This window comes from Devosia marina, from assembly GCF_009758415.1.
Lineage (GTDB): Bacteria > Pseudomonadota > Alphaproteobacteria > Rhizobiales > Devosiaceae > Devosia > Devosia marina.
Genome location: NZ_WQRF01000001.1, coordinates 13,912 through 38,146, shown reverse-complemented (window position 1 = coordinate 38,146; position 24,235 = coordinate 13,912). Strand labels below are relative to the sequence as shown.

General features: G+C 59.2%; 23 protein-coding genes and 2 pseudogenes. 17 read left to right on the top strand and 8 right to left on the bottom strand.

The genetic code is table 11. The features are described 5' to 3' along the window. Positions 1 to 606: 606 nt before the first annotated feature. Positions 607 to 1,337, bottom strand: a pseudogene (locus tag GO014_RS00225) (NAD-dependent epimerase/dehydratase family protein); the annotation flags it as partial. On the opposite strand from GO014_RS00225, the pseudogene GO014_RS00220 reads away from it, so the two are divergent. Continuing rightward, positions 1,337 to 2,059 (top strand): annotated as a pseudogene (locus tag GO014_RS00220) (NAD-dependent epimerase/dehydratase family protein); the annotation flags it as partial. The pseudogenes GO014_RS00225 and GO014_RS00220 overlap by 1 nt on opposite strands. A gap of 68 nt (positions 2,060 to 2,127) precedes the next feature. Here the strand turns inward: GO014_RS00220 and GO014_RS00215 are convergent. From GO014_RS00215 to GO014_RS00195, 5 genes are all read right to left on the bottom strand, one after another. Continuing rightward, positions 2,128 to 3,000, bottom strand: coding sequence for a sugar phosphate isomerase/epimerase family protein (locus tag GO014_RS00215; protein WP_157288651.1), 873 nt, complete (start codon positions 2,998 to 3,000; stop codon positions 2,128 to 2,130). Beyond that, positions 2,997 to 4,019 (bottom strand): zinc-dependent alcohol dehydrogenase, encoded by a 1,023-nt coding sequence (locus GO014_RS00210; protein ID WP_343030684.1) that lies wholly within the window; start codon positions 4,017 to 4,019, stop codon positions 2,997 to 2,999. The genes GO014_RS00215 and GO014_RS00210 overlap by 4 nt, the downstream gene beginning before the upstream one ends. Positions 4,020 to 4,758: 739 nt before the next feature. Continuing rightward, on the bottom strand, positions 4,759 to 5,757 hold the full coding sequence (locus GO014_RS00205; protein ID WP_157288650.1) for a Gfo/Idh/MocA family protein: 999 nt from the start codon (positions 5,755 to 5,757) through the stop codon (positions 4,759 to 4,761). 69 nt (positions 5,758 to 5,826) lie between these two features. Then, complete coding sequence (locus GO014_RS00200) at positions 5,827 to 7,017, bottom strand: mandelate racemase/muconate lactonizing enzyme family protein (protein WP_343030681.1); 1,191 nt, start codon at positions 7,015 to 7,017, stop codon at positions 5,827 to 5,829. Positions 7,018 to 7,039: 22 nt separating this feature from the next. Beyond that, positions 7,040 to 7,822 (bottom strand): IclR family transcriptional regulator, encoded by a 783-nt coding sequence (locus GO014_RS00195; RefSeq protein ID WP_157288649.1) that lies wholly within the window; start codon positions 7,820 to 7,822, stop codon positions 7,040 to 7,042. A gap of 201 nt (positions 7,823 to 8,023) precedes the next feature. Here GO014_RS00195 and GO014_RS00190 point away from each other — a divergent pair, with 201 nt between their 5' ends. The 14 genes from GO014_RS00190 to GO014_RS00125 all read left to right on the top strand — a co-directional run bounded on the left by GO014_RS00190 (position 8,024) and on the right by GO014_RS00125 (position 20,312). Beyond that, complete coding sequence (locus GO014_RS00190; protein ID WP_157288648.1) at positions 8,024 to 8,455, top strand: VOC family protein; 432 nt, start codon at positions 8,024 to 8,026, stop codon at positions 8,453 to 8,455. Between the two features lie 3 nt (positions 8,456 to 8,458). Next, positions 8,459 to 9,613, top strand: coding sequence for an iron-containing alcohol dehydrogenase (locus GO014_RS00185; protein ID WP_157288647.1), 1,155 nt, complete (start codon positions 8,459 to 8,461; stop codon positions 9,611 to 9,613). After that, on the top strand, positions 9,610 to 10,776 hold the full coding sequence (locus tag GO014_RS00180) for a mandelate racemase/muconate lactonizing enzyme family protein (RefSeq protein WP_157288646.1): 1,167 nt from the start codon (positions 9,610 to 9,612) through the stop codon (positions 10,774 to 10,776). Before GO014_RS00185 ends, GO014_RS00180 begins: the two co-directional genes overlap by 4 nt. 126 nt (positions 10,777 to 10,902) lie before the next feature. Next, entirely contained in the window at positions 10,903 to 12,036 is a 1,134-nt protein-coding gene (locus GO014_RS00175; RefSeq protein ID WP_343030680.1) for a mannonate dehydratase, read from the top strand. A 58-nt stretch (positions 12,037 to 12,094) separates the two neighbouring features. Beyond that, on the top strand, positions 12,095 to 13,309 hold the full coding sequence (locus GO014_RS00170; RefSeq protein ID WP_157288645.1) for an ABC transporter substrate-binding protein: 1,215 nt from the start codon (positions 12,095 to 12,097) through the stop codon (positions 13,307 to 13,309). Positions 13,310 to 13,368: 59 nt separating this feature from the next. Next, positions 13,369 to 14,229: a carbohydrate ABC transporter permease gene (locus tag GO014_RS00165; protein WP_157288644.1), complete on the top strand. Its 861-nt coding sequence runs from the start codon at positions 13,369 to 13,371 to the stop codon at positions 14,227 to 14,229. Next, positions 14,226 to 15,077: a carbohydrate ABC transporter permease gene (locus GO014_RS00160; RefSeq protein ID WP_157288643.1), complete on the top strand. Its 852-nt coding sequence runs from the start codon at positions 14,226 to 14,228 to the stop codon at positions 15,075 to 15,077. Before GO014_RS00165 ends, GO014_RS00160 begins: the two co-directional genes overlap by 4 nt. A 25-nt stretch (positions 15,078 to 15,102) precedes the next feature. Beyond that, entirely contained in the window at positions 15,103 to 15,918 is an 816-nt protein-coding gene (locus GO014_RS00155; RefSeq protein ID WP_157288642.1) for an aldo/keto reductase, read from the top strand. Between the two features lie 26 nt (positions 15,919 to 15,944). After that, a complete protein-coding gene (locus tag GO014_RS00150; protein ID WP_157288641.1) occupies positions 15,945 to 17,006 on the top strand; it encodes an ABC transporter ATP-binding protein in 1,062 nt (353 codons plus the stop codon). Between the two features lie 12 nt (positions 17,007 to 17,018). Further along, positions 17,019 to 17,774, top strand: a complete 756-nt coding sequence (locus tag GO014_RS00145; protein WP_343030679.1) for an SDR family NAD(P)-dependent oxidoreductase — start codon at positions 17,019 to 17,021, stop codon at positions 17,772 to 17,774. Between the two features lie 37 nt (positions 17,775 to 17,811). Further along, positions 17,812 to 18,564: an RraA family protein gene (locus tag GO014_RS00140; RefSeq protein WP_157288640.1), complete on the top strand. Its 753-nt coding sequence runs from the start codon at positions 17,812 to 17,814 to the stop codon at positions 18,562 to 18,564. A gap of 13 nt (positions 18,565 to 18,577) precedes the next feature. Continuing rightward, on the top strand, positions 18,578 to 19,075 hold the full coding sequence (locus tag GO014_RS00135) for a 2,4'-dihydroxyacetophenone dioxygenase family protein (protein WP_246204410.1): 498 nt from the start codon (positions 18,578 to 18,580) through the stop codon (positions 19,073 to 19,075). Beyond that, a complete protein-coding gene (locus tag GO014_RS00130) occupies positions 19,053 to 19,823 on the top strand; it encodes an SDR family NAD(P)-dependent oxidoreductase (RefSeq protein WP_157288639.1) in 771 nt (256 codons plus the stop codon). The genes GO014_RS00135 and GO014_RS00130 overlap by 23 nt, the downstream gene beginning before the upstream one ends. Positions 19,824 to 19,868: 45 nt before the next feature. Further along, a complete protein-coding gene (locus GO014_RS00125) occupies positions 19,869 to 20,312 on the top strand; it encodes a heme-degrading domain-containing protein (RefSeq protein WP_157288638.1) in 444 nt (147 codons plus the stop codon). A 623-nt stretch (positions 20,313 to 20,935) separates the two neighbouring features. Here the strand turns inward: GO014_RS00125 and GO014_RS00120 are convergent. Continuing rightward, complete coding sequence (locus tag GO014_RS00120; protein WP_157288637.1) at positions 20,936 to 22,540, bottom strand: EAL domain-containing protein; 1,605 nt, start codon at positions 22,538 to 22,540, stop codon at positions 20,936 to 20,938. Positions 22,541 to 22,638: 98 nt separating this feature from the next. Here GO014_RS00120 and nrtS point away from each other — a divergent pair, with 98 nt between their 5' ends. Then, the gene (gene nrtS / locus GO014_RS00115; RefSeq protein WP_157288636.1) at positions 22,639 to 22,896 is read left to right on the top strand and encodes a nitrate/nitrite transporter NrtS; all 258 of its coding nucleotides are present in this window, start codon (positions 22,639 to 22,641) and stop codon (positions 22,894 to 22,896) included. A 110-nt stretch (positions 22,897 to 23,006) separates the two neighbouring features. Continuing rightward, positions 23,007 to 23,783, top strand: coding sequence for a hypothetical protein (locus GO014_RS00110; RefSeq protein WP_179952893.1), 777 nt, complete (start codon positions 23,007 to 23,009; stop codon positions 23,781 to 23,783). A gap of 7 nt (positions 23,784 to 23,790) precedes the next feature. Here GO014_RS00110 and GO014_RS00105 read toward each other — a convergent pair whose 3' ends face one another. Beyond that, the gene (locus GO014_RS00105) at positions 23,791 to 24,231 is read right to left on the bottom strand and encodes a hypothetical protein (protein ID WP_157288634.1); all 441 of its coding nucleotides are present in this window, start codon (positions 24,229 to 24,231) and stop codon (positions 23,791 to 23,793) included. Positions 24,232 to 24,235 lie beyond the last annotated feature (4 nt).

Here is a 24,235-nt window from a genome sequence, read left to right as displayed (position 1 = left end):
GTTCAGGCCCGTTCCTAGGGCCGGGCGGGTAGCCTGAGTAGAAAGATGCCAAGGGAAATTGTTGGCTGGGGCGCCAGAATTCGGAGCCAGGATTGTGGGTGCGACTAACCTCTTGAGAAAGCTCACTAGGGCAACAAGCCTGTACCCACTCCTGTACACCAGGTCGGTAGCCCCGTCCAGAAGGTGGCGCACCACTCAGCCTGGCAGGCGCACCAGAGGTCTAGCCGGGAGGGTCGTCAGGGCGGGCTCCTGCTGCATTTCTGTTCATAAGGAGTACAAAGGGCCTCCACTCTGCTGCCACCGCGGATACCGGGCACTCGGGCACGGGCCCGATCAGCTGAAGCCACCCGACCCTTACAAAAAGCGCGGCTCGCTATTCGCGCCCCAGCGGATCCCCCTACAGCCAGCGGCCGTACGATGTGCCTGTGGAGCATTTAGGCCGAGCCGAGCAGGGAAGGCGACTGCCGCTTTCCCAGCTCCCAGCAGGCGTTGTGAAGTTCGAGAGGTCACGCAGGAAGCCGTCCGCAGAAGCCGGGCCGGTTGCCCGCACTACGTAACACTCCCTAGCCTCAGCCTTTAGGGTGATTGGGGCGTTCTGATCTGCACCTATCCAAGACTGGATTGCTCCCGGCAAATCCAATCTACAAGCGCATCCAACTCGGCTCTGGGTGGACGTTGTGCTGCAAGGCGCTGTTTGAGGTTAGTTATTGGCTCAGCCAAGATGTCCTCGAGCCGCTCCGCGCAACTGAAATCTCCTACCACGCTCTTGATCTTGGAGTTGTCGAAGATGGCAGTCCAAGCCTTGTCTCCGACCAGAGGACCAGTCCATTCGGGATTGTATCGGATCAGCGTATCGGTCGGAACATGGACGATGTTCGCTTCGACCTTGAGCATGCTGGCGATGGTATTCTGGATGTCGTCCCAGATATGAGCACAGTCACTGGTGATATGGAAAATGTCGCGGTAGGCGGCCGTGTTGCCGAACAGTCCGACAAAAGGCACTGCGAAATCAGCCGAACGGGTGAGCGTCCAGGGAGTGTGGCCGTCGCCGGCGACAATGGCGGGCTCGCCATCGAGTATGCGGCGAGCCATGACGTCGCTGTCACCTGTCATGATGGGCAGCCCGGTGCGTACCGTATGGCTGGGGCGCACGATGGTCCACTCCAGATCCTGCGTATTCGCCAGCGACTTTTCGCAGGCAATCTTGGCCTGGCTGCAGGGCCAATAGGGATTAATGGCCGGAGCTTCCTCGGTGATCCATATTGGCGTGCAGTTTTCTTATAGACCGAAGCAGAGGAGATTAGGATGTACTGCCCGCAATGACTAGCAAAGGCTTCCCGGGGTGACCACGCTGAACGTAGATCTGCGCGACAGCGGCCAGGTGTTCAACGCCCTGTCCATGCACTTCGATTTCGAGGGACTGGAAAGCGGCTACGGTCCGGCCCGGGTGGACGACGTGGTCCACTTTGCTGCCGTCCCCAGAATCCTGCTGCAGCCAGACAACGTCACTTTTCAAGCCAATGTCGTCTCCACCTACAATGTCATCGAAGCGGCGGTAAAGCTGGGCATCCGCAAAGTCATCATCGCTTCCAGTGAAACGACCTACGGCGTCTGCTTTGCCGAAGGGGACAAGGACTACCATAACTTCCCGCTGGACGAGGATTGCGATGTCGACCCCATGGATAGCTACGGGCTTTCCAAGGTGGTCAACGAGAAGACCGCCCGGGCCTTCGCGATGCGATCAGGCGCGGACATCTATGCGCTGCGCATCGGCAATGTCGTCGAGCCGCACGAATATGATCGATTCCCGGACTTCATCGCGCACCCGTCATCACGCAAGCGCAACGCTTTGAGCTATATCGACGCGCGGGACCTCGGGCAGATCGTGAACCTTTGCGTTGCCCACGACGGTCTCGGGTTCCAAATCTTCAATGCGGTCAATGACGAGATCACTGCCGACGAATCCACTGCGGAGTGTCTCGCCAAATGGGGACCCGGTACCCCGATTACGCCTCCCATCTCCAAGCAAGAAGCGCCCATCTCGAAACCCGCTATGTAGATCTGGGGCGTTGATTTACATGGTATCGCAGAGGATGAGTTTCACGCCCCTCCCTTGCTCGGCTCGCCTCAAGCAATCCCCTCCGCCTGCGCCACCGACTTGATGTGGGCAAGCCCTCGCCGATAGGCCGGCACGTCGAAGTGCTCCAGCATCAGCGGCACCTCGCGCCCGAGCCGAGAGATTTTGGTAATATAGGCGGCATAGTCGAGATTGCCGTCGCCGGGCGGCACCTCATCGAAATGGAACGAGATCGTTCCTGGCCCGCCCTGCATGACGATGTCCTTGGCATGGCACGAGACCACCCAGGGTCCCAACAGCTCGAACGCCTCCCGGATCATTCGTCCGGTGTTAAAATAGAGCCGCGGCGTGATGACCATGTTCACCGCATCGATATGGGCACCGAACTGTGGCCGATCGATCGCCCTAAGGAGCTTGAGGTAGTTCTCAGGCGTGTCTGTCACGAGCCACGGGACCATTTCGAGCGAGAACTTGGCTCGTGTCGGCTTGACGGCATCAATTACATAGCGGGCGGTTTCGACGGCTCGCTCGAAGCCGGCTTCCGTCTGGTTGTCCGGATGGGGACCATAGTCGTAATTGTCGCTGAGCTGCCAGGGGTCGCCCGCATGGCCGACCGTGCCGTGGAACGCAACGCAGGCCCGTGCACCCATCTCATCAGCCAGTGCAAGCTGATGAACGGCATAGTCCAGATTGGCCTTTCGCACCTTCTCATCATGGGCGATGAGGTTGCGCCACGCCCCGCCCTCCGCGATCACCACGTCCGCATCGGCCATCGCCTTAACGATGGCAGCGATCTCGTCACGGTTTTCGATGCTGATGTTAGGCATGTAGCCCGCGTTGTAGCCGAACTCTACATGCGCCCTCGCATAAGCCTCCGGGTCACCGGTGTAGTCGATGCCATATCCACCGATCCTGAACGTCATAGGGCTGGCTCCGCTTTGGCTGTGCCCATCGCGGGCATCCGGTCGGGCACCCCTGCTGGATAAAGGAGCACCTTACCGCATCTGCCTGTCGCCTGAAGGGCGAAGGCATCCGCAACATCGGCAAGAGCAAAACGGTGTGTGGTCAGCTTGTCCAGCAGCGGGCGGGCATCCCGCACTCGCTGCATCATGCGATCGCCGAATTGTTCGTGGTTCCAGTGCCAGCTACCGAAGATCTCAAGGCCCTTGCCCGTGATGCGCTTGACGGGGAGTTCGCCCGACCAGGTGACGAATGCCAACCGTCCCCGCGCCCGCAACAACTCGAGGACCACCGGCGGGGCTGCCGGGTTGTTGCTGGTTTCGATCGCGGCATCGGCACCATAGCCCCCCGTGAGTGCCCTCACCTGCTCGATGAGGTCGGGCGCACGCGGATCGAGAACATGTTCGGCACCAAGAGCGCGGGCGAGGTCGGTGCGATAAGGATGGAGCTCCACTGCAATCACCCGAGCGCCGATGGTGCGGGCATTGATGATGGCTCCGAGCCCCACTGCGCCGCATCCCGACACGAGCACCGTGTCGGATGGGGTAACCTGCATACGTTCCATCGCCGTGAAACTCGGCCCTAGTGCGCACACCGCCATGGCAGCGTGATCGGTCTCGATGTCGTCAGGCACGGGATGGAGCAGATAGTCGGGCTTGAGCAGGTATTCTGCGTAGCAACCGATCCCGCTGGAGGATCCGGTCTCAGCCAAAAGGTCGCGTTGATCCGTGCAGTGAATGTGCTCACCCGCAAGACATGCCGGGCAAGTTCCACAGCCGGCATGCGGCATTACCACAACCCGATCACCGTTCTTGAGGCGCTTGGATTGAGCAGCATCGACCACAACTCCGACAGCCTCATGACCGAGTTCGCAGGAGTGCTTGCCCTCTCGCCAGGACTGCCACTCCGTGCACATCGGCGCAACCAGGACCCGGACCTTGACGACATCTCCTGCCGCCTGCGGGTCTGGGCGCTCCGACACTACGGCTTCATGGGCACCCTTGATCTCTACGCTTTGAATTGCTTCCTCCTCACAATGCCAACTCGCTCTCCCGGTGAGTCACTCAAAAGGTAGCGCGCTGAGGTACGTAACACAATCGGTGGCATGAACTCGGTGGTTTGCGGTCGGTCTGGTTCTGGCGGTCACATGATCAAATTCAGCCGTTCAGTGGGCGGCCATCCGGGTGGCGCCTTTGAGCAACTGCGACCGTGCAAAGAAACAAGGTGCCCGAACTGTCCTCCATGCCCCACGCCGACGAAAACGGTGGCTATTTAATCGCGTCGCACTGAACCTTCGAGCGATATCCCTCCGATGGCATTGACCAAGAAACTGAGCGATTGACGGAGTGCGGAATATTTGTGCCCGGATGGGGACGACGATAGCTTTGATCTGGCGCCCATGGCCCGGAGCCTTCCGCAGGAAGCCATAATCAACCTAACTAGAGCCGAAATTGCCTAATGGTTTTGTGTTCGGGCTGAATTCTTGCCGGACGCTGCGATCACACTCATTGTTGGAGAGCTTGAGAGAGTGCCCTTCCATGCCCAGCAGACGAGCTCGGCGACCGCCTGAGTGAGCGCACAAATCGCCTCCAAATGCCAACGACATGGCAATCGTCCAACAGTTGGCGACAATGGATCTGTCTCGGCACAGCAACTCACCCGCGGATTTTGGGCTAAACGTTTCATCCATCGTCGCCGACGCAGAACATTCGGCTACTAAACTAAACCGTCACCCAGCCCCCTGTCTTTTCACTAGCGACAATTGCATCGAGGACCTTCATAGAACTAATTGCGTCCTCGATGCCCCAGGGCAGGAACTTCTCACCCAGCACGGCCAGCGCAAAGGCTTCAGCTTGTTCAGTATATTGATCGCAGGCCGGAAGTATTTCCCGTGCCGCCAGGGAGCCATCAAGAGGAGCGCCGATATCCACGCTTAGTGCGGTGCGCTCATTGGCCGGGGCATTGAAGGGAATAGACAGGCTCACCTTCGCCTTAGTCCCCAGCACCTGAACGCTTTGCTCGGGCGTTGCCTGGGTCGAGCAGATGAAGCTGAGCTGTCGCCCATTCCCAAAATCCATCAATACGCTGGCAAGTCGGTCCGTGCCGAACTTCACATCGCGCTCAACCAATGCCACGACACGCTTGGGCTCACATTCAAAGAGGAACCGTCCTGCCGTGACCGGATAGCAGCCGATATCCATGATGCCACCACCGCCAATATCGGACTGGTTGCGCACATTGGCAGGATCGTCGTTGAAATAGGAGAACACCGCATTGATGGCCCGCACTTCGCCCAATTCACCGGAACGAATAAGGTCTCGCGCACGCAGCCACTGCGGGTGGAACCGGATCATGAAGGCTTCAAGGACAATGCGGTCCGAGGGGCATTCGCGCAGTTTCTCCGCTTCCGCCGCGGACAGAGCAATCGGCTTCTCGCAAAGCACGTGCTTGCCTGCCTTGGCAGCGGCAACGGTCATAGGCACATGCAAATGATTGGGCAAAGGGTTGTAGATCGCGTCGATCTCAGGGTCGGCAAGCAACTCTTCATACGAGCCATAGGCCCTGGCAATGCCGAGTTTGGTGGCTGCTGCCTGCGCTTTACCCAGATCGCGCGAGGCAATTGCCACGACCTCCGAATGCGGGGAGGCCATAATGGCAGGCGTCACTTTTTCCATGCCGATATTGGCGGTCGACAGTATACCCCAGCGAACCTTTTTCATGGCAACTCTCCTAGGCCTATTCTGTTAAATGGTGCGTTGAACGGCAGGCTTGCTAGGTCCTGCACGGTGTTAGCGGAAAAAGTCTTGATCATCGGGGCCGAGATAGCGCTGGGCGCGTTCTGGCAAGATTTCCACACCCATTCCTGGCCGGTCAGGGACGGTAATCATGCCGTTTTCGACGGCCGGTAGCCCCTCAACGATGTCGTCCCACCAGTCGGGATCGCCATGCGTGTATTCGAAGGCGATGAAGTTGTTGGGCAAAGTTGCAGAGACCTGCACCAGAGCACCCAGGCCGAGGACGCCATTGGCGGTGCCGTGAGGGGCCATGGTAATGCCATGCAGATCGGCGTATTCGGCGATCCACTTCAGTTCCGCAATACCGCCCACATCAGCCGGATCGGGGCCGACGACATGTACGGCCTGGGACTCGATGAGTTCCTTAAAATTCTGGCGCAGGTAGATCTGCTCGCCGGTATGGATCGGGGTCGTTGAGGTCCGCGTGAGTTCGCGATAGACGCCGGCATTGACCCAGGGGGTATAGTCGCCGGTGAGCAAATCCTCGATCCACATCAGGTTATAAGGCTCCAGCATGCGGGCCAGCCGGATCGCATCGCCAAGCATCCAGCCGGGGCCGCAATCGAGCGCCAGACCCACTGAATCACCGGTCACTTCCTTCATCGCCGCGACGCAATCGACGAAATGGTGCAGGCCCTTTTCGGTAATTGGACCGCGATCGAGTGCCCCATGGAACGCGCCGGCTCCAGGTTCACCATAGTAGAAATCGGGCACTTCGCGCTTCATTGCGGAGTGGAAGCCTATGGGTTGCTTGAAGATGGTGAAGCCCTGTGGCAGGGCCATCATCTTCTTCATGTCTTCGGCATAATCTTCGGGGCGATAGCCGGTAAATGGGAAGCGCACCGATCCATTGTAGACCCGGACCTTGTCGCGAACCTTGCCACCGAGCAATTTGTGCACCGGCAACCCCGCCGCCTTTCCAGCCAGGTCCCACAGGGCCATTTCGATCACGCTGACCGCCGTTCCCCAAGGCTTGAAGCCGCCACGCTGGCGGATCTTGAGCATGACCCGCTCCACCAAGGTCGGATCTTCGCCGATCAGGGCATCGCGAAATGCCAGGATGTGCGGCTTGAGATAGGGCTTCCAAGTCTCGGCCTGAGCATAGCCCGAAATCCCTTCATCGGTCACGATGCGCACGATTGGGCTCTTGCCAATGATGGCGCATTTCAAGTCAACGATTTTCACGTGGGTTCCTCGGTATCGTGATCTAGGCTTGCAGCGCTGTGCTGATTGCGGCAGCTGTCGTTATTGCCGCCATTCGAATGGTTTCCATTCGTGCCGCTTCGGTTCCGCTAAGAAAAGGGACGCTTAGGGCCGCGATCACCTTGCCGTCCTTATTAATTACGGGGGCTGCAAAGGCATGGATGGAGGGGGCATTCTCCCCCTTGTCCTGCGCCCAGCCCAGGCGACGGATGCGGGCCAGCTCAGTACGCAATCGCTTGGGATCTGTAATCGTCTTGCCGGTGTAGGCGCTGAGGGGCCGGTTGATCCAATATTCTTGCTCCTTGGCGTCCAGATAGGCCAGCAACAACTTACTTGCGGCGCCGGCGTGGATAGGCATGCGCTGCCCCGGCGCTACAGTCAGGGCATACTCGCGCCGCCCCTGCGCGGCGGCTAGGACGAGAATGCCTTCATTGTCGATGACGCTGAGTTTGACACCATCGCCAAGCTCTGCCGCGAGCTGATCAATATGTGACTGCGCTACGGCGACGAGGTCGAAGTCACTTGCGCGCGTGGCGACATGAGACGCCAGGGTCAGCAATCGAGCCCCAAGGTGATAGGCGCCGCTGTCGTCCCGGCGCACCATGTCGTGCAACTGAAGCGTATTCAGAATTCGGTACACAGAAGTCCGAGGCTGGTTCAGCACGACGATCAGATCGCTGATCGTCATCCCGGCCTCTCTTTGCTCGAGCGCCTCGAGCAATTCCATCATGCGATCAATCACCGGAATGGTGTGCTTGCTGGCTGTGTTCGGATCGATCGACGCCATGTTGGTCCGCAATCTGGAGTTGACAATTATAACGTCTGAACTAGCATAAGTTTATGAACTGTCAAAGTTCATATTTGGATTGTTGTGCACAACAGCCATTCAGCGCAACGCCGCTGCCGAGGACCTGCATAACCCAAACGCATTGCGACAGACCGCTGACTGGCGGGTTTGCCGTGGTCGCGGCCAACAGAGTTTTTCCACATGCTCACAGTTTCTTCCATTACCCACGTCGCCATTCGGGCAAAGGATATTCGTCGCACCCTGGAGTTTTACGTCAACAAACTGGGCTTCGCTGAAATGTTTCGGCTGGATCGGGATGACCGGCTTTGGCTGGTCTATCTGCGCATTACCGACGACCAGTTTCTTGAAGTTTTTCCGGAGGGCGAAGGAGAAAAAGCCAGCGAGCGAGAAGCTGTGGGCTTTAACCATCTCTGCCTGCAGGTGCCGGACATCGAACAAACGGTTCGGGAACTCGCCCAGATGGGCGTGGAGCTGATCCGTCCAAAGGTGCAGGGTGCCGACGGCAATTGGCAGACCTGGATCGAAGATCCGGACGGACACCGGATCGAGCTGATGCAGATGGCCGAAAATTCCATGCAGGCCCAAGCCGTGGCCCGGATCAAGGCGAAATAGCACATGGCCCGCATCACCTATCTGACGACGGTCGATTTTGGCTTTGGAGAATTGAAGAGCCTGCCTTCTGCGCTCGTTGAACTCGGCATAACCAAGCCCCTTCTGATATCCGATCATGGCATTGCTGCATCGGGCTTGCTGACCAGGGCCGAAGCTCTCTTGCCCGCCACCAATGCGGCATTCCTCGAAACGCCGCCCAACCCGACCGAAACAGCCGTGGAGGCCGCTCTTGCAGCCTACCGCAGCAATCAGTGCGACGGTATCGTGGCGCTGGGCGGCGGCTCACCAATCGATCTGGCAAAAGGGGTGGCGCTCCTCGCCACTCACAAGGGCAGTCTGGAGCAATTCGCAGCCATTTATGGTGGCATAGAGCGAATCACGCCGGGTGTAGCGCCATTGATCGCAATCCCGACGACCGCCGGAACTGGTGCTGAAGTGGGCCGCGCGGCTCTGCTCACCCTGACGGATGGCCGCAAACTCGGGATTATCAGTCCCCATCTGATCCCGCGCCGCGCCATTTGCGACCCCGAATTGACGCTCGGTCTCCCGCCATATCTTACGGCTGCGACGGGCTTGGATGCTCTGTCTCATTGCATCGAGACCTTTTTCTCACCACGGATCAATCCGACCGCGGAAGCCATTGCCCTGGATGGTGCAGGGCGGATCTGGCGCAATCTGCCACGAGCCTTTGCCGATGGCAGAGATAGCGACGCGCGCGAGGAGGTCATGCTGGGAGCGCTGCATGGCGGTCTCTCCTTCCAGAAAGGACTCGGCGCCGTGCACTCGCTCAGCCATGCGCTGGGCGGACTACAGGATCTGAAACTGCATCATGGCACTCTGAACGCCATTCTCATGCCTCTGATCGTGCGCTTCAACGCGTCTGCCGTGGGCGACAAGCTCGGCCGCCTGAAGGCAGCCATGGGCCTCTCGACCAACGATGATCTCGCTGCTGCTCTTGAAGCGCTCAACCGGTCATTTGCCCTGCCATCGGGTCTAGCTGCGATGGGCGTGACGCGCCAGCACTTCGACTGGATCATCGATCGTGCACTTGCCGATCACAGTCACCCTACCAATCCGCGCCCCCTCTCGGCCGAGGACTACCGCGCGATTCTGGAAGCGGCAATGGCTGACACTCCTTCACCGGAAACCGCAAAATGAAAATAGTCGCTCTCAAGACATTCGTCGCCAATGTTTCGCGAACCAACTTTGTCTTCGTCAAGCTCTACACCGATGAAGGCATCGACGGCGTCGGGGAAGCCACACTGGAGTGGAAGACCAACACGGTGGTCGCTGCCCTTGAAGAACTCGAGCGAGTCCTGATCGGCAAGGATCCGTTTGCGGTTGATGCCATTCTCGAGCAATTGCACCGCGATAGCTATTGGCGGACTGGCGCGGTCTTCCGCACCGCCTTGGGCGGAATCGAAGCCGCCTTGCTCGACATCAAGGGCAAAGCGCTGAACGTGCCGGTCTTTGAACTGCTCGGCGGCAAGTACCGCGATCGTGTCGCCTGCTACGCCAACCATTGGTTCTTCGGTGCGACCACCCCTGAGCAATACGCAACCAACGCCCGACAGGCCGTGGCGATGGGTTATAATGCGCTGAAGTGGGACCCTTTCGACATAGCCGATCTCGAGATGGATCGGAAGCAGCGCCGACAAACCATCGAGATTGTCGAGGCCGTCCGAGACGCGGTTGGGCCCGACGTAAATCTGATGCTCGATGTGCACGGACGCCTGAACGTACCCACGGCTATTGCAATGTGCAAAGCTCTGGCACGCTTCGATCTGACCTGGATCGAGGAGCCAACGCCGCCGGAAAGCATAGATGCATTGGCCGATGTCCGCGCCAACAGCCCAGTGCCCATTGCTGCGGGCGAGCGCTTTTACGAGCCCGCTCGCTTTCTCGAAGCCTTGTCAAAAAAGGCCGTGGACATACTTCAGCCCGATGTGTCCCACGCCGGCGGCATGGGCGAGACCAAGCGCATCGCGCACAATGCACACACGCATCTAATTCCAATCGCTCCCCACAATCCGGTCGGCCCGGTTATGAACGCCATGACCCTTCACATGTCCGTCGCTATCCCGAATTTTTCAGTGTTCGAGACGGTCTCGGTGGATGTGCCGTGGCGCAAGGAACTGGTTAGGGAAACGCTCAAGTTCGAGAACGGCTACATGTTGGCGCCGACAGCACCAGGCCTCGGCGTAGAGCTGATTGAAGATGCCTGCGCGCGCTTCCCCTACGAAGCGACCAATGTGCCGCTGTTTGATGGCTCGATGAATACGAGCGGCGTTGCAACGGGCAAGCAGACGTTCGGCAAATAGTCAGCGACCAATTGCAGGATGGCGGTTGACTCCGCCGTCCCAATTGCGCAAAGTTAACATACGAATTGCTTAAGTTCAAATGTGAACTACGCCGAAAACGGCAGGGCATGTGGGGGGAGCGGTCCGGTGCGAGTCGGAATCAGTTTGCATGGGGAGATGCTGAGCGAGGCCGGTGCGCGGTTTGCGCGCCAGTTGGGCGTTCAGGATGTTGTCGTGCATCTGACCGACTATAGCCGCAACGCCGATGCTGCCGCTTATCGCGCTGGTGGCGTTGGGCCCATCAACGGTGATTGCATAGACGTGCCTCTCTGGACAGCCGATCGGCTCGGGGAAGTGGTCGCCATGCTCGCGCGGCACGACCTGCGGGTTGCCGCGATAGAAAACATTTCGCCAAACTTCTGGTCCGACATTCTGCTCGACGGCCCAGCCAAGCTGGAACAGATGGATGCCATGAAAAGTCTGGTCCGCGCCTGCGGGCAGGCTGGCATTCCTGTCATTGGCTACAATTTTTCTTTGGCGGGAGTATGGGGTTGGCAGCGCAAGCCTGTCGCCAGAGGCGGAGCGGTTACCGCCGTCTTCGCCATGGACGAGATCGATGCGCAATGCCCCATTCCTGATGGCATGGTTGGCAACATGCGCTATCGGCCGGCTATCGCTGGGGCAGAACCCGCCGAGGTGGACGAGGCAACGCTCTGGAAGCGCGTCGAATGGTTTCTTCGTGAGCTGGTGCCTGTTGCCGAGGAGGCCGGCGTGCGACTGGCCGCCCATCCAGATGATCCGCCCGTCGAGCGTCTGCGCGGCGCGGCAAGACTGGTAAACTCTCACGCCAAATACGATCGGCTTCTCGCGCTGATGCCCAGTCGCGCGAACGCCCTAGAATTTTGCGTGGGATCACTCGCTGAAATGGCCGAGGGCGACATTTACGAGACTACCCGGCGTTTTGCTCGGAACAAGGCCATCGCCTATGTCCACTTCCGCAACGTCCGGGGCAAGGTACCCAGCTATGTCGAGACATTCGTGGATGACGGCGATGTCGACATGGCTGAGATCGTCAAGGTGCTGCACGAGGAAGGCTATGACGGGGTTCTAGTCCCCGATCATGTGCCCGAGCTCGCCTGCTCTGCGCCTTGGCATGCCGGCCACGCATATACAGTCGGTTATATGAGGGCGCTGGTCGCTCAGACCGAGACTCTGTCTTCAGCCTCACAAACTTATTCGCCGGCCCGTGGGCCGGAAACACGCATCGCCACAAGGCGGTAAACCAGTCCGGCTTCGGCCGGGAGGAACCCGCGATATGTTCGCATTTAGGGAGGAAGTTATGAGAGTATTCAAAACAGCAGCTATTCTGGGTCTGACTGTGTCAGGGCTTGCCCTGTCCGCTGGATGGGCCAATGCCGGTGAGGTCACCTGGTGGACACCGAACTTCAATGAAGCGCGTGCGCGTGAGCTGGCGGAGAAATTCCAGGCCGCCAACCCCGACATCACGATAAATCTAGAAATCACCACCACCGACGGCTTGCCACAGCGTATTCTGACCGCACTCCGGTCGGGCTCTGCTCCCGACATCATTGACGTGCAGCATGGTTGGGTGAACGGCTATGCCCAAAACGATCTGGTTGTGCCGCTGGATGATGTCGTCACCGAGAGGGAAGATTACGTCCCGGCCGCACTCAATTATGTCACCTGGAACGACCAGCTTTGGGCCCTTCCCTACCGCATCGAAACCCACGCCATCATCTATAACAAGGGCGACTTCGTGGCCGCCGGCCTTGATCCGGCAAATCCGCCTCAGACTTGGGAAGAGTTCATCGCAGCCGCCGAAGCGATGACCAAAGATGGCAAGTCGGGCTTTGCCGTTACCGGTGGCGGTGAGGTCGGAAACACGATCTTCCGGTCATTGCCGTTCATCTGGATGGCCGGCGGGGCAATCATTTCCGATGACGGCACTGAAGTGCTGGTCAACAGCCCCGAGACGGTCCGGGCCGTTCAGTTCTACACAGACTTCTACAAGAATGGTATCTCACCTTCCTCGACGCTCGAGAACGACGGCACAGCCAACCGCCGCCTTTTCATCGCCGAAACGGTGTCGATGTACCAGTCGGGTCAGTTCGATATCAACTCGATCCGTCAGGAAAACCCCGATATCGATGTTGGCGTCATGACTATTCCGCATCCGGAAGGCGCTGACACCGCCGCTATCCTGGGCGGTTGGAGCCTGGTGCTGCCGACCGACGCCAAGAACCCAGAAGACGCGAAGAAGTTTCTTGCCTTCCTGGGCGAAACTGAAAGCCAGGCGGTCCTCACCGACACTTTCCCGGCTCGCGTTTCGGCCATGAGCGCAGAACGGTTCAACGACCCGATCCTGGAAGTGTTCAAGGAAATGCTGCCCTACGGTCGTCCGGTGCCATCGCATCCGAACTGGGTGCAGATCTCGCAGGCCTATTTCGACGGCATCCAGCGCATCCTGCTGGGTGATGAAGACGTGCAGACGGCGATGGATGGCGTTGCCGCCGATATCGAAGCCCTTCTCTAAACGCCTCCCGGTCTCCGGCTGCATTTGTGTAGCCGGAGACACTTACTCCCGGTGACCTGATGCATAGAAAATCCACTGGCTACCTATTTGTCCTGCCGGCGCTCCTGGTGCTGGGCATGCTTATCGCCTATCCCGTCGCCTATACCGGATTGCTTAGCGTCACTGACAATCAGGGTAACCTGGTTGGCCTCGACAATTTCAGGGCCATTCTTGGTGCCCGGGCTACGCCGACGGCCTTCTTCAATACCCTGTGGTGGGTAGTGGGATCTATTGTCTTTCAGGTGGTCCTCGGTGTCCTCACAGCCATCCTGCTCAACCAGAAATTCCGCGGGCGCGCCATTGTGCGGTCGGTCACTCTGATCCCCTGGGTGGTCCCTGGCATCGTTGCCGCCACGACTTGGGCCTGGATGCTGCACACCGAGTTCGGCATCATCAACTATATGCTGACCGCGCCGGGCGTGCTGGAGGAACCTGTCGGCTGGCTCACCAATGGTAGTACAGTCCTGCCAGTCATGATTGCCATCAACGTGTGGAAGATGTTCCCGTTCGTTGCAATCATGGTTCTGGCGGGCCTGCAGTCAATTTCCAACGACCTGTATGAAGCGGCGCGTATCGACGGAGCCAGCTTCTGGGAAGAGGTGTGGTACGTCATGCTACCCCAGGTGCGACCTGTCATCGTAGCAGTGACCTTGCTGCTGGTCATCTGGGCACTCAACCACATCACCATCATCTACGCTATCACGCGTGGTGGCCCGGCAAATCGCACGCTGATCACCCCAATCCAGATCTTCCGAACGGCGTTTGAGAGCGTCCAGTTCAATCAGGCCGCGGCTCTGTCCGTGATGTTCTTCGCCGTCGCGATTACCGTGGTCTTCTTCTACATCCGCACCACTGCGGGCAATGCTGGAGCTTCGAAATGAGCGACACCACCCTAAAGCTCAAGCGCACCGGCATGCCAATGCCGCTGGTCATCGTCGGATCAGCCTTGCTGGTTCTCGTGTGTCTCTTTCCGTTCTGGTGGATGGGGCTGTCGTCTATCAAGACGCTTCGCGAGCTCTACACGATCCCGCCGATTTGGTGGCCCAGCCTTCCGACCCTGGACAACTATCGGACTGTTCTTTTTGAATCGAACATCCCTCGATACTTTCTCAACAGCGTGGTGATCTCCGTTGGCTCGACCGCCTTGGCGCTAATCCTCGCAATCTTCGCCTCTTATGGATTTGCCCGCTTTGACTTCAAGGGAAAGCCGGCACTGCAGTCCTTTGTGCTCATCGGTCAGTTGTTGCCCACAGCGGCAATCATCGTGCCCCTCTTCATCACCTTACGTGTGCTCGGACTGGTCAACAGCTATTGGGGTCTGATCCTGGTCTACATGATCATCACCCTGCCGCTGTCGGTGTGGATGCTGACCAGCTATTTCCGAGCCATCCCGGTCGAACTCGAAGAGGCGGCAATCATCGACGGAGCCAGCCGCATTGGGGTGCTTTTCCGCATTACCCTACCGCTCTCCGTCCCCGGCCTCGTGTCGGTATTAGTCTACGCCTTTGTGACCACCTGGAACGAGTTCATCTTCGCGCTGTGCTTTGCCACCGACAGTTCGGTCAAGACGCTGCCGATCGGGCTGGCGGAGTTCTCGACAGAGTTCAATACAGATTGGGGTGCGGTCATGGCCGCGTCCATGGTCATGACCCTGCCCATCGCTATCCTGTTTCTGTCCATGCAGCGCCTCTTCGTTGGCGGCATGACTGCCGGTGCCACCAAGGGCTGAGCCCAGAATTTCAAGGACCAGTCATATGGCCAACCACTCTGCAATTCCACAGCTTGGCCTGGGCACCTTCGGGCGAACCGGCGACAACGGCATCCAGGCGATCGAGCTGGCACTCGAGATCGGCTACCGCCATCTCGATACAGCACAGAGCTATAACACTGAGCAAACCGTCGGCGAGGCCGTACGCCGCTCGGGACTAGCCCGTGACGAGGTGTTCATCACGACCAAGGTGGCCGACACCCACCTGGCGCCTGCCGACTTCATGCCAAGCGTTCGCAGCAGTCTCGACACTATTGGCGTCGATCAGGTGGACCTACTCCTCATTCATTGGCCGGTGCCAAACGACGTCGTACCCTTTGAGAGCTACATGACGGCTCTCAAGGATGCGCAAGACAAGGGTTATGCCCGCCTGATCGGTGTTTCGAACTTCACCATTGATCACCTTGAGCGCGCAGCAAAGCTTCTCGGTCCGGGGTCTCTGGTAACCAACCAGGTGGAAATTCATCCCTGGCTGCAGGTACCGACCATGCGTGATTATGCCCGGTCTGCCGGCTTGAGGCTGACGGCCTACCAGCCCCTCGTCAAGGGTCAGGTGGCGCAGGACGATGTGCTCAAGGCGATTGCCAACGAGCTTGCCACTACTCCGGCAGCGGTCGCCTTGGCCTTCCTTATGGCCGAGGGGCACATCATCATTCCCGCGTCGAGCAGCCGCCGCAATCTCGAGAACAATCGCGCGGCGACTGCTCTGTCGCTTTCCGCTCAACACATGGATGCGATCCGTCAGCTTGATCGCGGCTACCGCCACATCAATCCGACAAAGTCCCCCCATTGGGACGACTGACGCGGCGCTTCGAAAAGGAAATTCAGATGGGATCAGTCTCAATTCGCGATGTCCGTAAGTCCTACGGATCAATGGAAATCCTGCACGGCGTCTCAATCGACATCGCCGATGGCGAGTTTGTCGTTCTTGTCGGGCCCTCGGGATGCGGCAAGTCAACCTTGCTCCGCATGTTGGCAGGGCTGGAAGAAATCACCGGTGGCGAAATCGCCATCGATGACAAGGTCGTCAACGCGCTCCATCCCAAGGAGCGCGACATTGCGATGGTTTTCCAGAGCTATGCGCTCTACCCGCACATGACTGTTGCCCAGAATATGGGCTTTTCGCTCAAACTTGGCCGCGCTCCCAAAGAGGAAATCGGAAGACGTGTTGCCAAGGCTGCTGACATGCTGAGCTTAACTCCCTATCTCGATCGCTATCCGCGCCAATTGTCCGGTGGGCAGCGCCAGCGTGTCGCCATGGGCCGGGCAATGGTGCGTGATCCCAAGGTCTTCTTGTTTGACGAGCCTCTGTCCAACTTGGATGCCAAGTTGCGCGTCCAGATGCGCTCGGAAATCAAGCAAAACCATCAGCGCCTCAAGACAACGACTGTGTATGTGACCCACGACCAGATCGAAGCCATGACCATGGCTGACCGGATAGTAGTGATGCACGACGGGGTGGTCGAACAGATCGGCACCCCGCTCGAGCTTTATGATTTCCCTCGCAACTTGTTCGTAGCTGCCTTTATCGGCTCGCCATCCATGAACATCCTGTCTGGCAAGCTTTCGGGCAACAGCTTCATCACGGCTGACAGCAGTGCGATCAACCTGCCGTTTATCCCTGCTAGCACGAACGATGAAACCGTCAGCCTAGGCATTCGTCCGGAGCATTTCGCACTCGATCCCAACGGCATGGCAGCCGAGGTCATCACAGTGGAACCGACCGGATCGGAGACCCAGGTTGCTATGCTCCTGGGCGGTCACGAAGTGGTCGCGGTGTTTCGCGAGCGCATCACTACCCGCCCAGGAGAATGCCTGACGGTAAAACTCGATCCGGAACGCATCCATTTGTTTGATGGGCAATCCGGCCTTCGCCTGGGTCAGGACTGATCGGAGCCGACCGTGGCAATCTATCCCGATCTCTCAGGCAAAGTAGTAGTGGTCACGGGCGGCGCCACGGGCATAGGCGAAGCCATTGTACGCGCCTTCGCTGCGCAAGGGGCACGGGTGGGCTTCCTCGACATAGACGAGGCAGCGGGATCCGCCTTGATGACCGAGTTGTCTGCAGATGGACATGCGGTTCATTTCGAAGCCTTGGACCTGCGCAATATTTCGGCGCTCCAAGCTGGCATTGCGACAATCCGGAAACTGTTCGGCCCGGTGGGTGTGCTCGTCAACAATGCCGCCCATGATGAGCGCCATCCGGCGCTCAAGGTGACGCCCGAGTATTTTGATGAGCGGATTGCCGTCAATCTGCGGCATCAGTTCTTTGCCAGCCAAGCCGTGCTTCCCGACATGCAGGCATCAGGTGGTGGAGCCATCATCTGCATGAGCTCGATATCCTGGATGGCCGGTTTTGGCGGCATGCCTATTTATACCGCGTCCAAATCCGCGGTTCTCGGCATGGTGCGCTCGCTGGCGCGCGATTTTGGTGGTGACAATATCCGCGTCAATGCCATCACGCCCGGTTGGATCATCACAAAGCGACAGCTCGAACTCTGGCTAACACCGGAAGCCGATGCGGAACGCAGTGCCCGCCAGTCGCTGAAGCGTCGCATTTACCCCGACGACATCGCCAAGCTCACACTCTTTCTTGCCTCCGAGGATGCAAGTGCAATCACCGCGCAGAACTATGTCGCCGATGGCGGCTGGGTCTGACCTGAATTCTTTATACCTGCTTTCCAGAGGCTTCATAATGCAGTCACCTTCAGACATCCGCGACATCAACCGTCCCCCGCGGGCCCACTGCGACGCCCTCGCCCAGATCGGCACGGCCACTGCGAGCAGCGAGCTCAGCCTGATGGGGATTCGCGACGCGCAAATACGTGGTCCCCGACCACTCAAGACCGGCCGCTCGGTGGCAGGGCCCGCCCTGACGCTGCAGATGATGCCCAAGCGAGAAGATTTATACGGCTCGAACGAGTACGAAGAGCCGGAACGTCAGTTGCACCGGCACGTGCTTTACCCGGCGCAGGCAGGAGACATGGTGGTGGTGGACGCCCGCGGCGACATGGCCAGTGGAATCTTTGGCGAAATGATGCTGACCTATCTGGCCGGACGCGGCGGCGCCGGCGTCGTCGTTGACGGCTGCATTCGCGACTCCGCCAAGGCTGCAGAGCTCGACCTGGGCATCTGGGTGAAGGGCGTGAGCCCCAACTACCACGCGCAGACCAACCTCATTCCATTCGCCGTGAATATTCCGGTCGCCTGCGGCGGCGCTCTGGTCATGCCCGGCGACATCATCGTAGCTGACGATGATGGGGTCGTCGTTGTTCCTGTTGGCATGGCTGAAGATCTGATCAGGGAGGCCAGCAAGCACGCCGAATGGGAAGAGTTCGCGCGCTTCAGGCTTTCTCAGGGTGCAGACTTGCGAAAATACTACCCTCTGACGGCAGAGGTTGAAGACGAATATCAGGCTTGGCGCGCCTCCCAACCCGCTGAGAACTGAGGCAAAAATGAGTATGTATGAGGTCATGAACGGATCTGCTCATGCGCTCGCGCCGCCCGAAATCGCAGTCAAGGCGGTGCCGGACGATGAGCGTGTATGGGTGCCCCAGGCCGAAGGAGTCTGGTTCCGGCCACTGATGCTGAACACGCTGGTCGGTCAATGGTGCAACCTCCTGCGGGTTCGACGCTCGGGCATATTGTCCCGTCACCTCCACCCCAACCCTGTCCATGGCTATGTCATCAAGGGGCGTTGGCACTATCGCGAACATGATTGGGTAGCCGAAACCGGCTCCTACGTCTTCGAACCGCCGGGCGAGATCCACACGCTACTCGTGCCCGAAGACGTCGAGGAGATGATCACCTTCTTCAACATTACCGGCTCGATGGTCTACCTTAATGAAGCCAACCAGCATGTCGGCTATGAAGATGTGTTCACCAAGATAGACATGTGCCGTGCCCATTATGAAAGCATTGGCCTGGGAGGCGACTATGTCGACCAGTTCATCCGCTGACCCTGCTGACTATGCCTGGGCGAAGGCGTGGTACGCAGGCAAGCGCATCCTCGTGACGGGCGGAACCTCCGGCATTGGCGCCGCAGTATCGCGGGCCTTTCTGCATGCCGGTGCGCAGGTAACGGCGACGGGCGTTGCCCAGCACGAATTGGATGCACTGGCGGGTGACGAAGACTTCACCTCTGCAAGTCTGAGGCTGCTGGACGTGCGCGACGAGCAGGCCATTGACGGCCTGCTCTCTGGCCTCGATGGCCTCGACATTCTGGTCAACTGCGCCGGCATGATCCGGCGCGGTGAGGAACTCGACCTCGCGGTGTTCGAACAGGTGGTTGACGTCAACCTCAACGGCACGATGCGCATGTGTGCGGCCGCACGGCCGCTTTTGACGGCGAATGCCAGCAACATCGTCAACTTAGCCTCAATGCTGTCGTTCTTCGGTGGCGGCCTGGTGCCCGCCTATTCGGCCAGTAAGGGTGGCATAGCCCAACTCACCAAGTCGCTGGCCATTGCATTCGCAGCGGACGGCATCCGGGTCAATGCCGTCGCTCCGGGTTGGATTGCCACGCCCCTGACGAAGCCTCTGCGCGATGATCCTGAGCGGGCCGAATCCATTCTTTCGCGTACACCCCTCAAACGTTGGGGTTTGCCCGAGGATGTGGCAAACGCCGTGCTTTATCTCTGTTCGCCCGCGGCGTCTTTTGTCACTGGGGCAACCCTCGTCGTCGATGGCGGGTACTCGATCACCTAAATCTGCAGAATCTCAAGGAGCTTGCACGTGAGCACTACGCCCACAATGGAAGAGTTGCTGGACGAAGAAACCGGCTTGATCCTCAATCGATTCGATTATGCCTCGGCCTGGCAGGTTGGAGCCTATATCCAGTCTGTAGCCGCCGAGCGCGAGTTGCCAATCGGCATTGAGGTGTCGCATGGCCATACCCCGGTATTTTTGGCCTTGATGCCCGGCGCAACCCCCGACAATGTGGACTGGGTTCGGCGCAAACGCTCTGTAGCCCTGCGATTTCACCACAGCTCGCTCTACATGCGGCTGTTGTGCGAGAGCAAGAATGTCAATTTCCACCCTCGTTACCGGCTCCCGGAAAGCGACTATGCAGCAAGCGGCGGAGGCGTGCCCATCCATATCAAGGGTGTGGGAGTCGCGGGGGCGGTCGCAGTGAGCGGCCTGCCGGACGTTGAGGATCATCGGTTAGCGGTAGCCGCACTGCGCTCGCTGATGTGAGCAGGGCTGAAAGCGCTGCTCGTCATATCGGTGATGCTATATCCTGATGCTGGCGTGCGGGCCCTTAGCGAGTGGGGTTCGCGCTAGCTCGAGGTGTTCCATTTCTTTCGCGACGACACCATGCCAAAAAGGGATCTGATCGACGACCGGATGGACTTTCCAATGCCGCTCGACTGGCGTCAACGGCTGGATGACGAACTGGCACGCCGTAAAGCGGGGTAATAGGCGCCTCCGATTTCTAACGACCGATACCGCAATACGAAAGCTCCGAAGACGCCGAAGCAGAGGTAACCCGCGGGTCGGTCCTGCAAACCCTGATGGGCGTAGGGTCACTCACCGCCAAATGTGATTGGGGAGGCCCGATAAGAGCCTGACCTAATTACCGGCGATCCGAATGTCTGCTCTTGGGCACGCGTGAGGTTAGTTTCAACGGCCGAATGGGGGCGCGTTGCTGATCGGCGGGTTATGGAAGTCCCCTGCCCCACAATTCTCCACGCCTGCGCCTTAAGCGGGGCCGGTAGTAGCCTGACTGGTTTTGGGTGGACCTACGGCCAAAGCTGACAATGACGACGAAATAATGTTGGTCAACGACCGCTCTGGAAAACTCGCATGGGCCGAGAGCGCTAAGCCATTTGCGGATCGTTGGCGGCCGGTTGCGCGACAAGTTCGTGGTCGCGAATCAAGGTGCGGAACCGGGCCAGAGGCACCGGTCTGGATATGAGGTAACCTTGGCCCTGGGCTACGCCAGCGTGTGCCAGCGTAGCCCTTTGGTCTTCGGTTTCGATGCCTTCGGCGACCACGACCGCGCCCATGCGCTGCCCCAGATTGACCAGCACCTCTATGATGGCATCCGCGGCTTCAACCGTGCCAGCGACGCCAACAAACTTCTTGTCTATCTTGATGATGTCCGGGTTGAGGTCTTGAATGTGTCCCAGCCCGTTATGGCCAGCGCCGGTATCGTCCAGCGAAATGCGGTATCCGCGCGTGCGGGCCTCTTTGGTCACTGCGACAGCCTGCTTCATGTCAGGAAAGGCGTTGCGCTCGGTTAGCTCGAGAACGATGCGGGTATTGGGCCATCCGGTCTGAGCGACTATTTGATCAAGTGCGTCGAGAAACCCTTGCTGCACGAAATGGGCCGGGTCGATGTTGAAGGCAGTCTTGAATTCTGGCCGCCCGGATAGAAGCGGCGCCAACTCGGACAGCGCCTGCTCGACCAGCCGCTCCGTCATCGGGACGATAAGGCCGCTCGCTTCGGCAATGGGAATGAAGCGATCGGGAAAGACCAATTCGCCGTCCCGCCGGACCCAGCGCACCAAGACCTCGCAGCCAACGATCCGGGCCGTCGCCAGCTCAAAGATCGGCTGGTAGTAGGGAACAAGTTCACCCCGGCGTATGGCAATCCGAAGTGCATCCACCGGGCCTGGCGGCCGCATGCTGGATTGGGCAAGCAGCAGCCCGACCAGGGTGCCAGCAATGGCCCCGACAGCGAGAACCGGGGCAAGCGGCCAGGGATTCCAGTTGCGAAAGCTGCTATCGCTCACCGCAAGGGCCACGCTGACCGGATAGCGATCCGAGGCGGACTCAAATGCGCGAGCCGTTTCCCCTGCCTCCTTGCTCGCCATATCCCCAAATCGCGCCACCACATCGCCGGTCCCAATCCGAATTTCAGCCAGCGCCTCATCCCGCAATTGGGCGGGGAAGATGTCAAACATCAACATATCGATATTGAGGGTGGCGGCGACCAAATGCGTGTCGCTGACGCGCCAGATGACTCGGAAGAGTCCACTGCCCTCGGCATGGCTTGGTTGCAAAACTATCGAAGTGTTCCGCGATTCATATTCGGCAATTGGGGCGCTTCTAGAAGACAGCAGGTCGAACTGAACCGGGGCCGTAGAGCACATCGGTTGGCCATCGGACGCCAGTACGGCGATGTCCTTGATGGCGCCGCGGGCATAGGTCTGACGACGAAGGGTTCGGAGCGCGTCGATATTGCACAGGTCGTTGCTCGGCGCCGCGTAGTCGCCCAGCGTGATGACGGCGTAATCAACGGCCAGTTCGGCGCGCTGCAGCAGCTGCCCGCTGAGTTCTTCGAGCTGCGCCAGGTTTCGCTGGGTCCGCAGCCCTTCCAGTCCAGCCCATCCCACCCAGGCAAAGGCCAGCGCCGAGCCCGCCACGATCAGCGTTCTCAGAACGGCACGATAACCTTTTTCCGCTATCGTGACCGCCACGGCGAACTCCGTACTCTTGAAACAAAGAGTAGGCGGCAGAGACTTTTAATCGGTTAACCAGCACGACAACGTGAAGTGGCTGGCACTAGGGACAGGGCATGTCTTATCGCAATGAACGGCAAGCGACGCCGCTACAGCTTGCCCTAAGCAAGCGGGTTGTGAAGCAGTCTGTCATCGTCGCCATCGTGGGCGGAACCGCGCTCAATCTCATAAATCAAGGCGACGCCATGCTGGCGGGCACGGCGCTCAATATCCCCAAGCTCCTGTTGACCTATGCGGTGCCATTCCTCGTCTCCACTTATGGCGCCTGGAGCATGGCCATGGCCATGCGCCGAAAAAACGGTGTCGGCTCGTAACAGCACCCATGCCAGCAAGACAAAGTCCAGTTGCCTAGACCTGGTCTAGGATCTACACGGCGACTTTGCGAAAGGCCCATGCGGTGCAGTCCACAACCACTCCCCAGCTCATGCCGACTGAAATTTTCACCTCGCGCCGCGCGCGCACCATGGTCCTTCTCGCCGGAACCGGGGTGCTCATCGCCGCCCTGAGTGTTCTGGAACAGGTTTCGATTGTTTTCATGGACCATTGGATTCCCCTCACCTCCATGGAGCAAGCCGAGTGGTTGACCGTTGCGATCTCGACCCTGGCAGAAGTCATAAAGGTTGCGATCCTGGGTGGATCGATCTGTCTGATCATGCGCCCGACGGTCGGTAAGCATGTGCGCTGGGGTCGTTTCCTTGGCCTGTGGGGCGGTGTCGCAGTGCTCTTGGGCGCCTTGCTGCTGGGCTTCGACTCTGCCGGCTACTTCCTGCAGTTCGGTGGGATGCCAATGGGAGGTGAGAGCTTCCGCGCAGCGTTTCTTCTTCTGATCTACGCCAAGACGGCCGTCTATTTTGTCGTCCTGCGCGGGCTGTTCGGCGCCGGACACTATGCAACCGGCCAAGCCACCGGCCTGTTCTCTGCCTGGCGCAGCACCCCACTGGGGACCAGCCTGGCCTTGACCGCGATCTATATTGCGCTCTGGCTGTCCATCGAAGGCGTGATCATCCCCATGCTCAGCTATCTTCCCGCCATCGCGCCCTTCTGGTTCATCCCGGGTGAGGCTGCGTCCCACCGTTTTCTGGTCGGCCAGGGGACGCGACTTCTGGGTGAAGCAATCGGGGCGGCTCTATACGTTCTCGTGTGGATCTGGGCGCTTGGCCACGCCCTGTTGCCGAAGGCGAGCGAGACGTCCGGTTCCTGAGAGGCCGCTACACGGACCTGCGACGCATCAACTCGACCACCAACAAAGGAATGACCACCCATTGCGCCAGCGGGCTCGCCCCGGTCCCGAAAGGCGGCACGAGGGGCATGATCTCCGAATAGCTCCAGCGATGCGTAACTTGGGTGTAGTAGAACTCAAAGGCGATGGTCAGGGCCAGCCCCACCAGCAGGAACAGCGCAATGCTGGACCTATCGGGCTCCAGCATCCAGCCTCGCGATCTTTGGAAAAGGGCGGCCGCCCAGAAAGCGATCAAGGCAAATCCGACATCGCCCAGGGTCGCTTGCGTACAGACCAGCACGCCTTCCCAATGCGGCAGGTCGGCCATCCCCTGATATGTGGGGACCTGAAGCATCTCCCAGACAAAATGGAAGGCAAAGGAAAAGAACGCCACTCCGGCTTCTGGCAGTTTCGCAAAGATCCTGATCATGCCT

Bases quoted from the DNA above. Each gene is read 5' to 3' on its own strand.
- GO014_RS00215 (WP_157288651.1), bottom strand. From the start codon at position 3,000: ATGACGTTCAGGATCGGTGGATATGGCATCGACTACACCGGTGACCCG.
- GO014_RS00205 (WP_157288650.1), bottom strand. From the start codon at position 5,757: ATGAAAAAGGTTCGCTGGGGTATACTGTCGACCGCCAATATCGGCATG.
- GO014_RS00195 (WP_157288649.1), bottom strand. From the start codon at position 7,822: ATGGCGTCGATCGATCCGAACACAGCCAGCAAGCACACCATTCCGGTG.
- GO014_RS00190 (WP_157288648.1), top strand. From the start codon at position 8,024: ATGCTCACAGTTTCTTCCATTACCCACGTCGCCATTCGGGCAAAGGAT.
- GO014_RS00185 (WP_157288647.1), top strand. From the start codon at position 8,459: ATGGCCCGCATCACCTATCTGACGACGGTCGATTTTGGCTTTGGAGAA.
- GO014_RS00180 (WP_157288646.1), top strand. From the start codon at position 9,610: ATGAAAATAGTCGCTCTCAAGACATTCGTCGCCAATGTTTCGCGAACC.
- GO014_RS00170 (WP_157288645.1), top strand. From the start codon at position 12,095: ATGAGAGTATTCAAAACAGCAGCTATTCTGGGTCTGACTGTGTCAGGG.
- GO014_RS00165 (WP_157288644.1), top strand. From the start codon at position 13,369: ATGCATAGAAAATCCACTGGCTACCTATTTGTCCTGCCGGCGCTCCTG.
- GO014_RS00160 (WP_157288643.1), top strand. From the start codon at position 14,226: ATGAGCGACACCACCCTAAAGCTCAAGCGCACCGGCATGCCAATGCCG.
- GO014_RS00155 (WP_157288642.1), top strand. From the start codon at position 15,103: ATGGCCAACCACTCTGCAATTCCACAGCTTGGCCTGGGCACCTTCGGG.
- GO014_RS00150 (WP_157288641.1), top strand. From the start codon at position 15,945: ATGGGATCAGTCTCAATTCGCGATGTCCGTAAGTCCTACGGATCAATG.
- GO014_RS00140 (WP_157288640.1), top strand. From the start codon at position 17,812: ATGCAGTCACCTTCAGACATCCGCGACATCAACCGTCCCCCGCGGGCC.
- GO014_RS00135 (WP_246204410.1), top strand. From the start codon at position 18,578: ATGTATGAGGTCATGAACGGATCTGCTCATGCGCTCGCGCCGCCCGAA.
- GO014_RS00130 (WP_157288639.1), top strand. From the start codon at position 19,053: ATGTCGACCAGTTCATCCGCTGACCCTGCTGACTATGCCTGGGCGAAG.
- GO014_RS00125 (WP_157288638.1), top strand. From the start codon at position 19,869: ATGGAAGAGTTGCTGGACGAAGAAACCGGCTTGATCCTCAATCGATTC.
- nrtS (WP_157288636.1), top strand. From the start codon at position 22,639: ATGTCTTATCGCAATGAACGGCAAGCGACGCCGCTACAGCTTGCCCTA.
- GO014_RS00110 (WP_179952893.1), top strand. From the start codon at position 23,007: ATGCCGACTGAAATTTTCACCTCGCGCCGCGCGCGCACCATGGTCCTT.
- GO014_RS00105 (WP_157288634.1), bottom strand. From the start codon at position 24,231: ATGATCAGGATCTTTGCGAAACTGCCAGAAGCCGGAGTGGCGTTCTTT.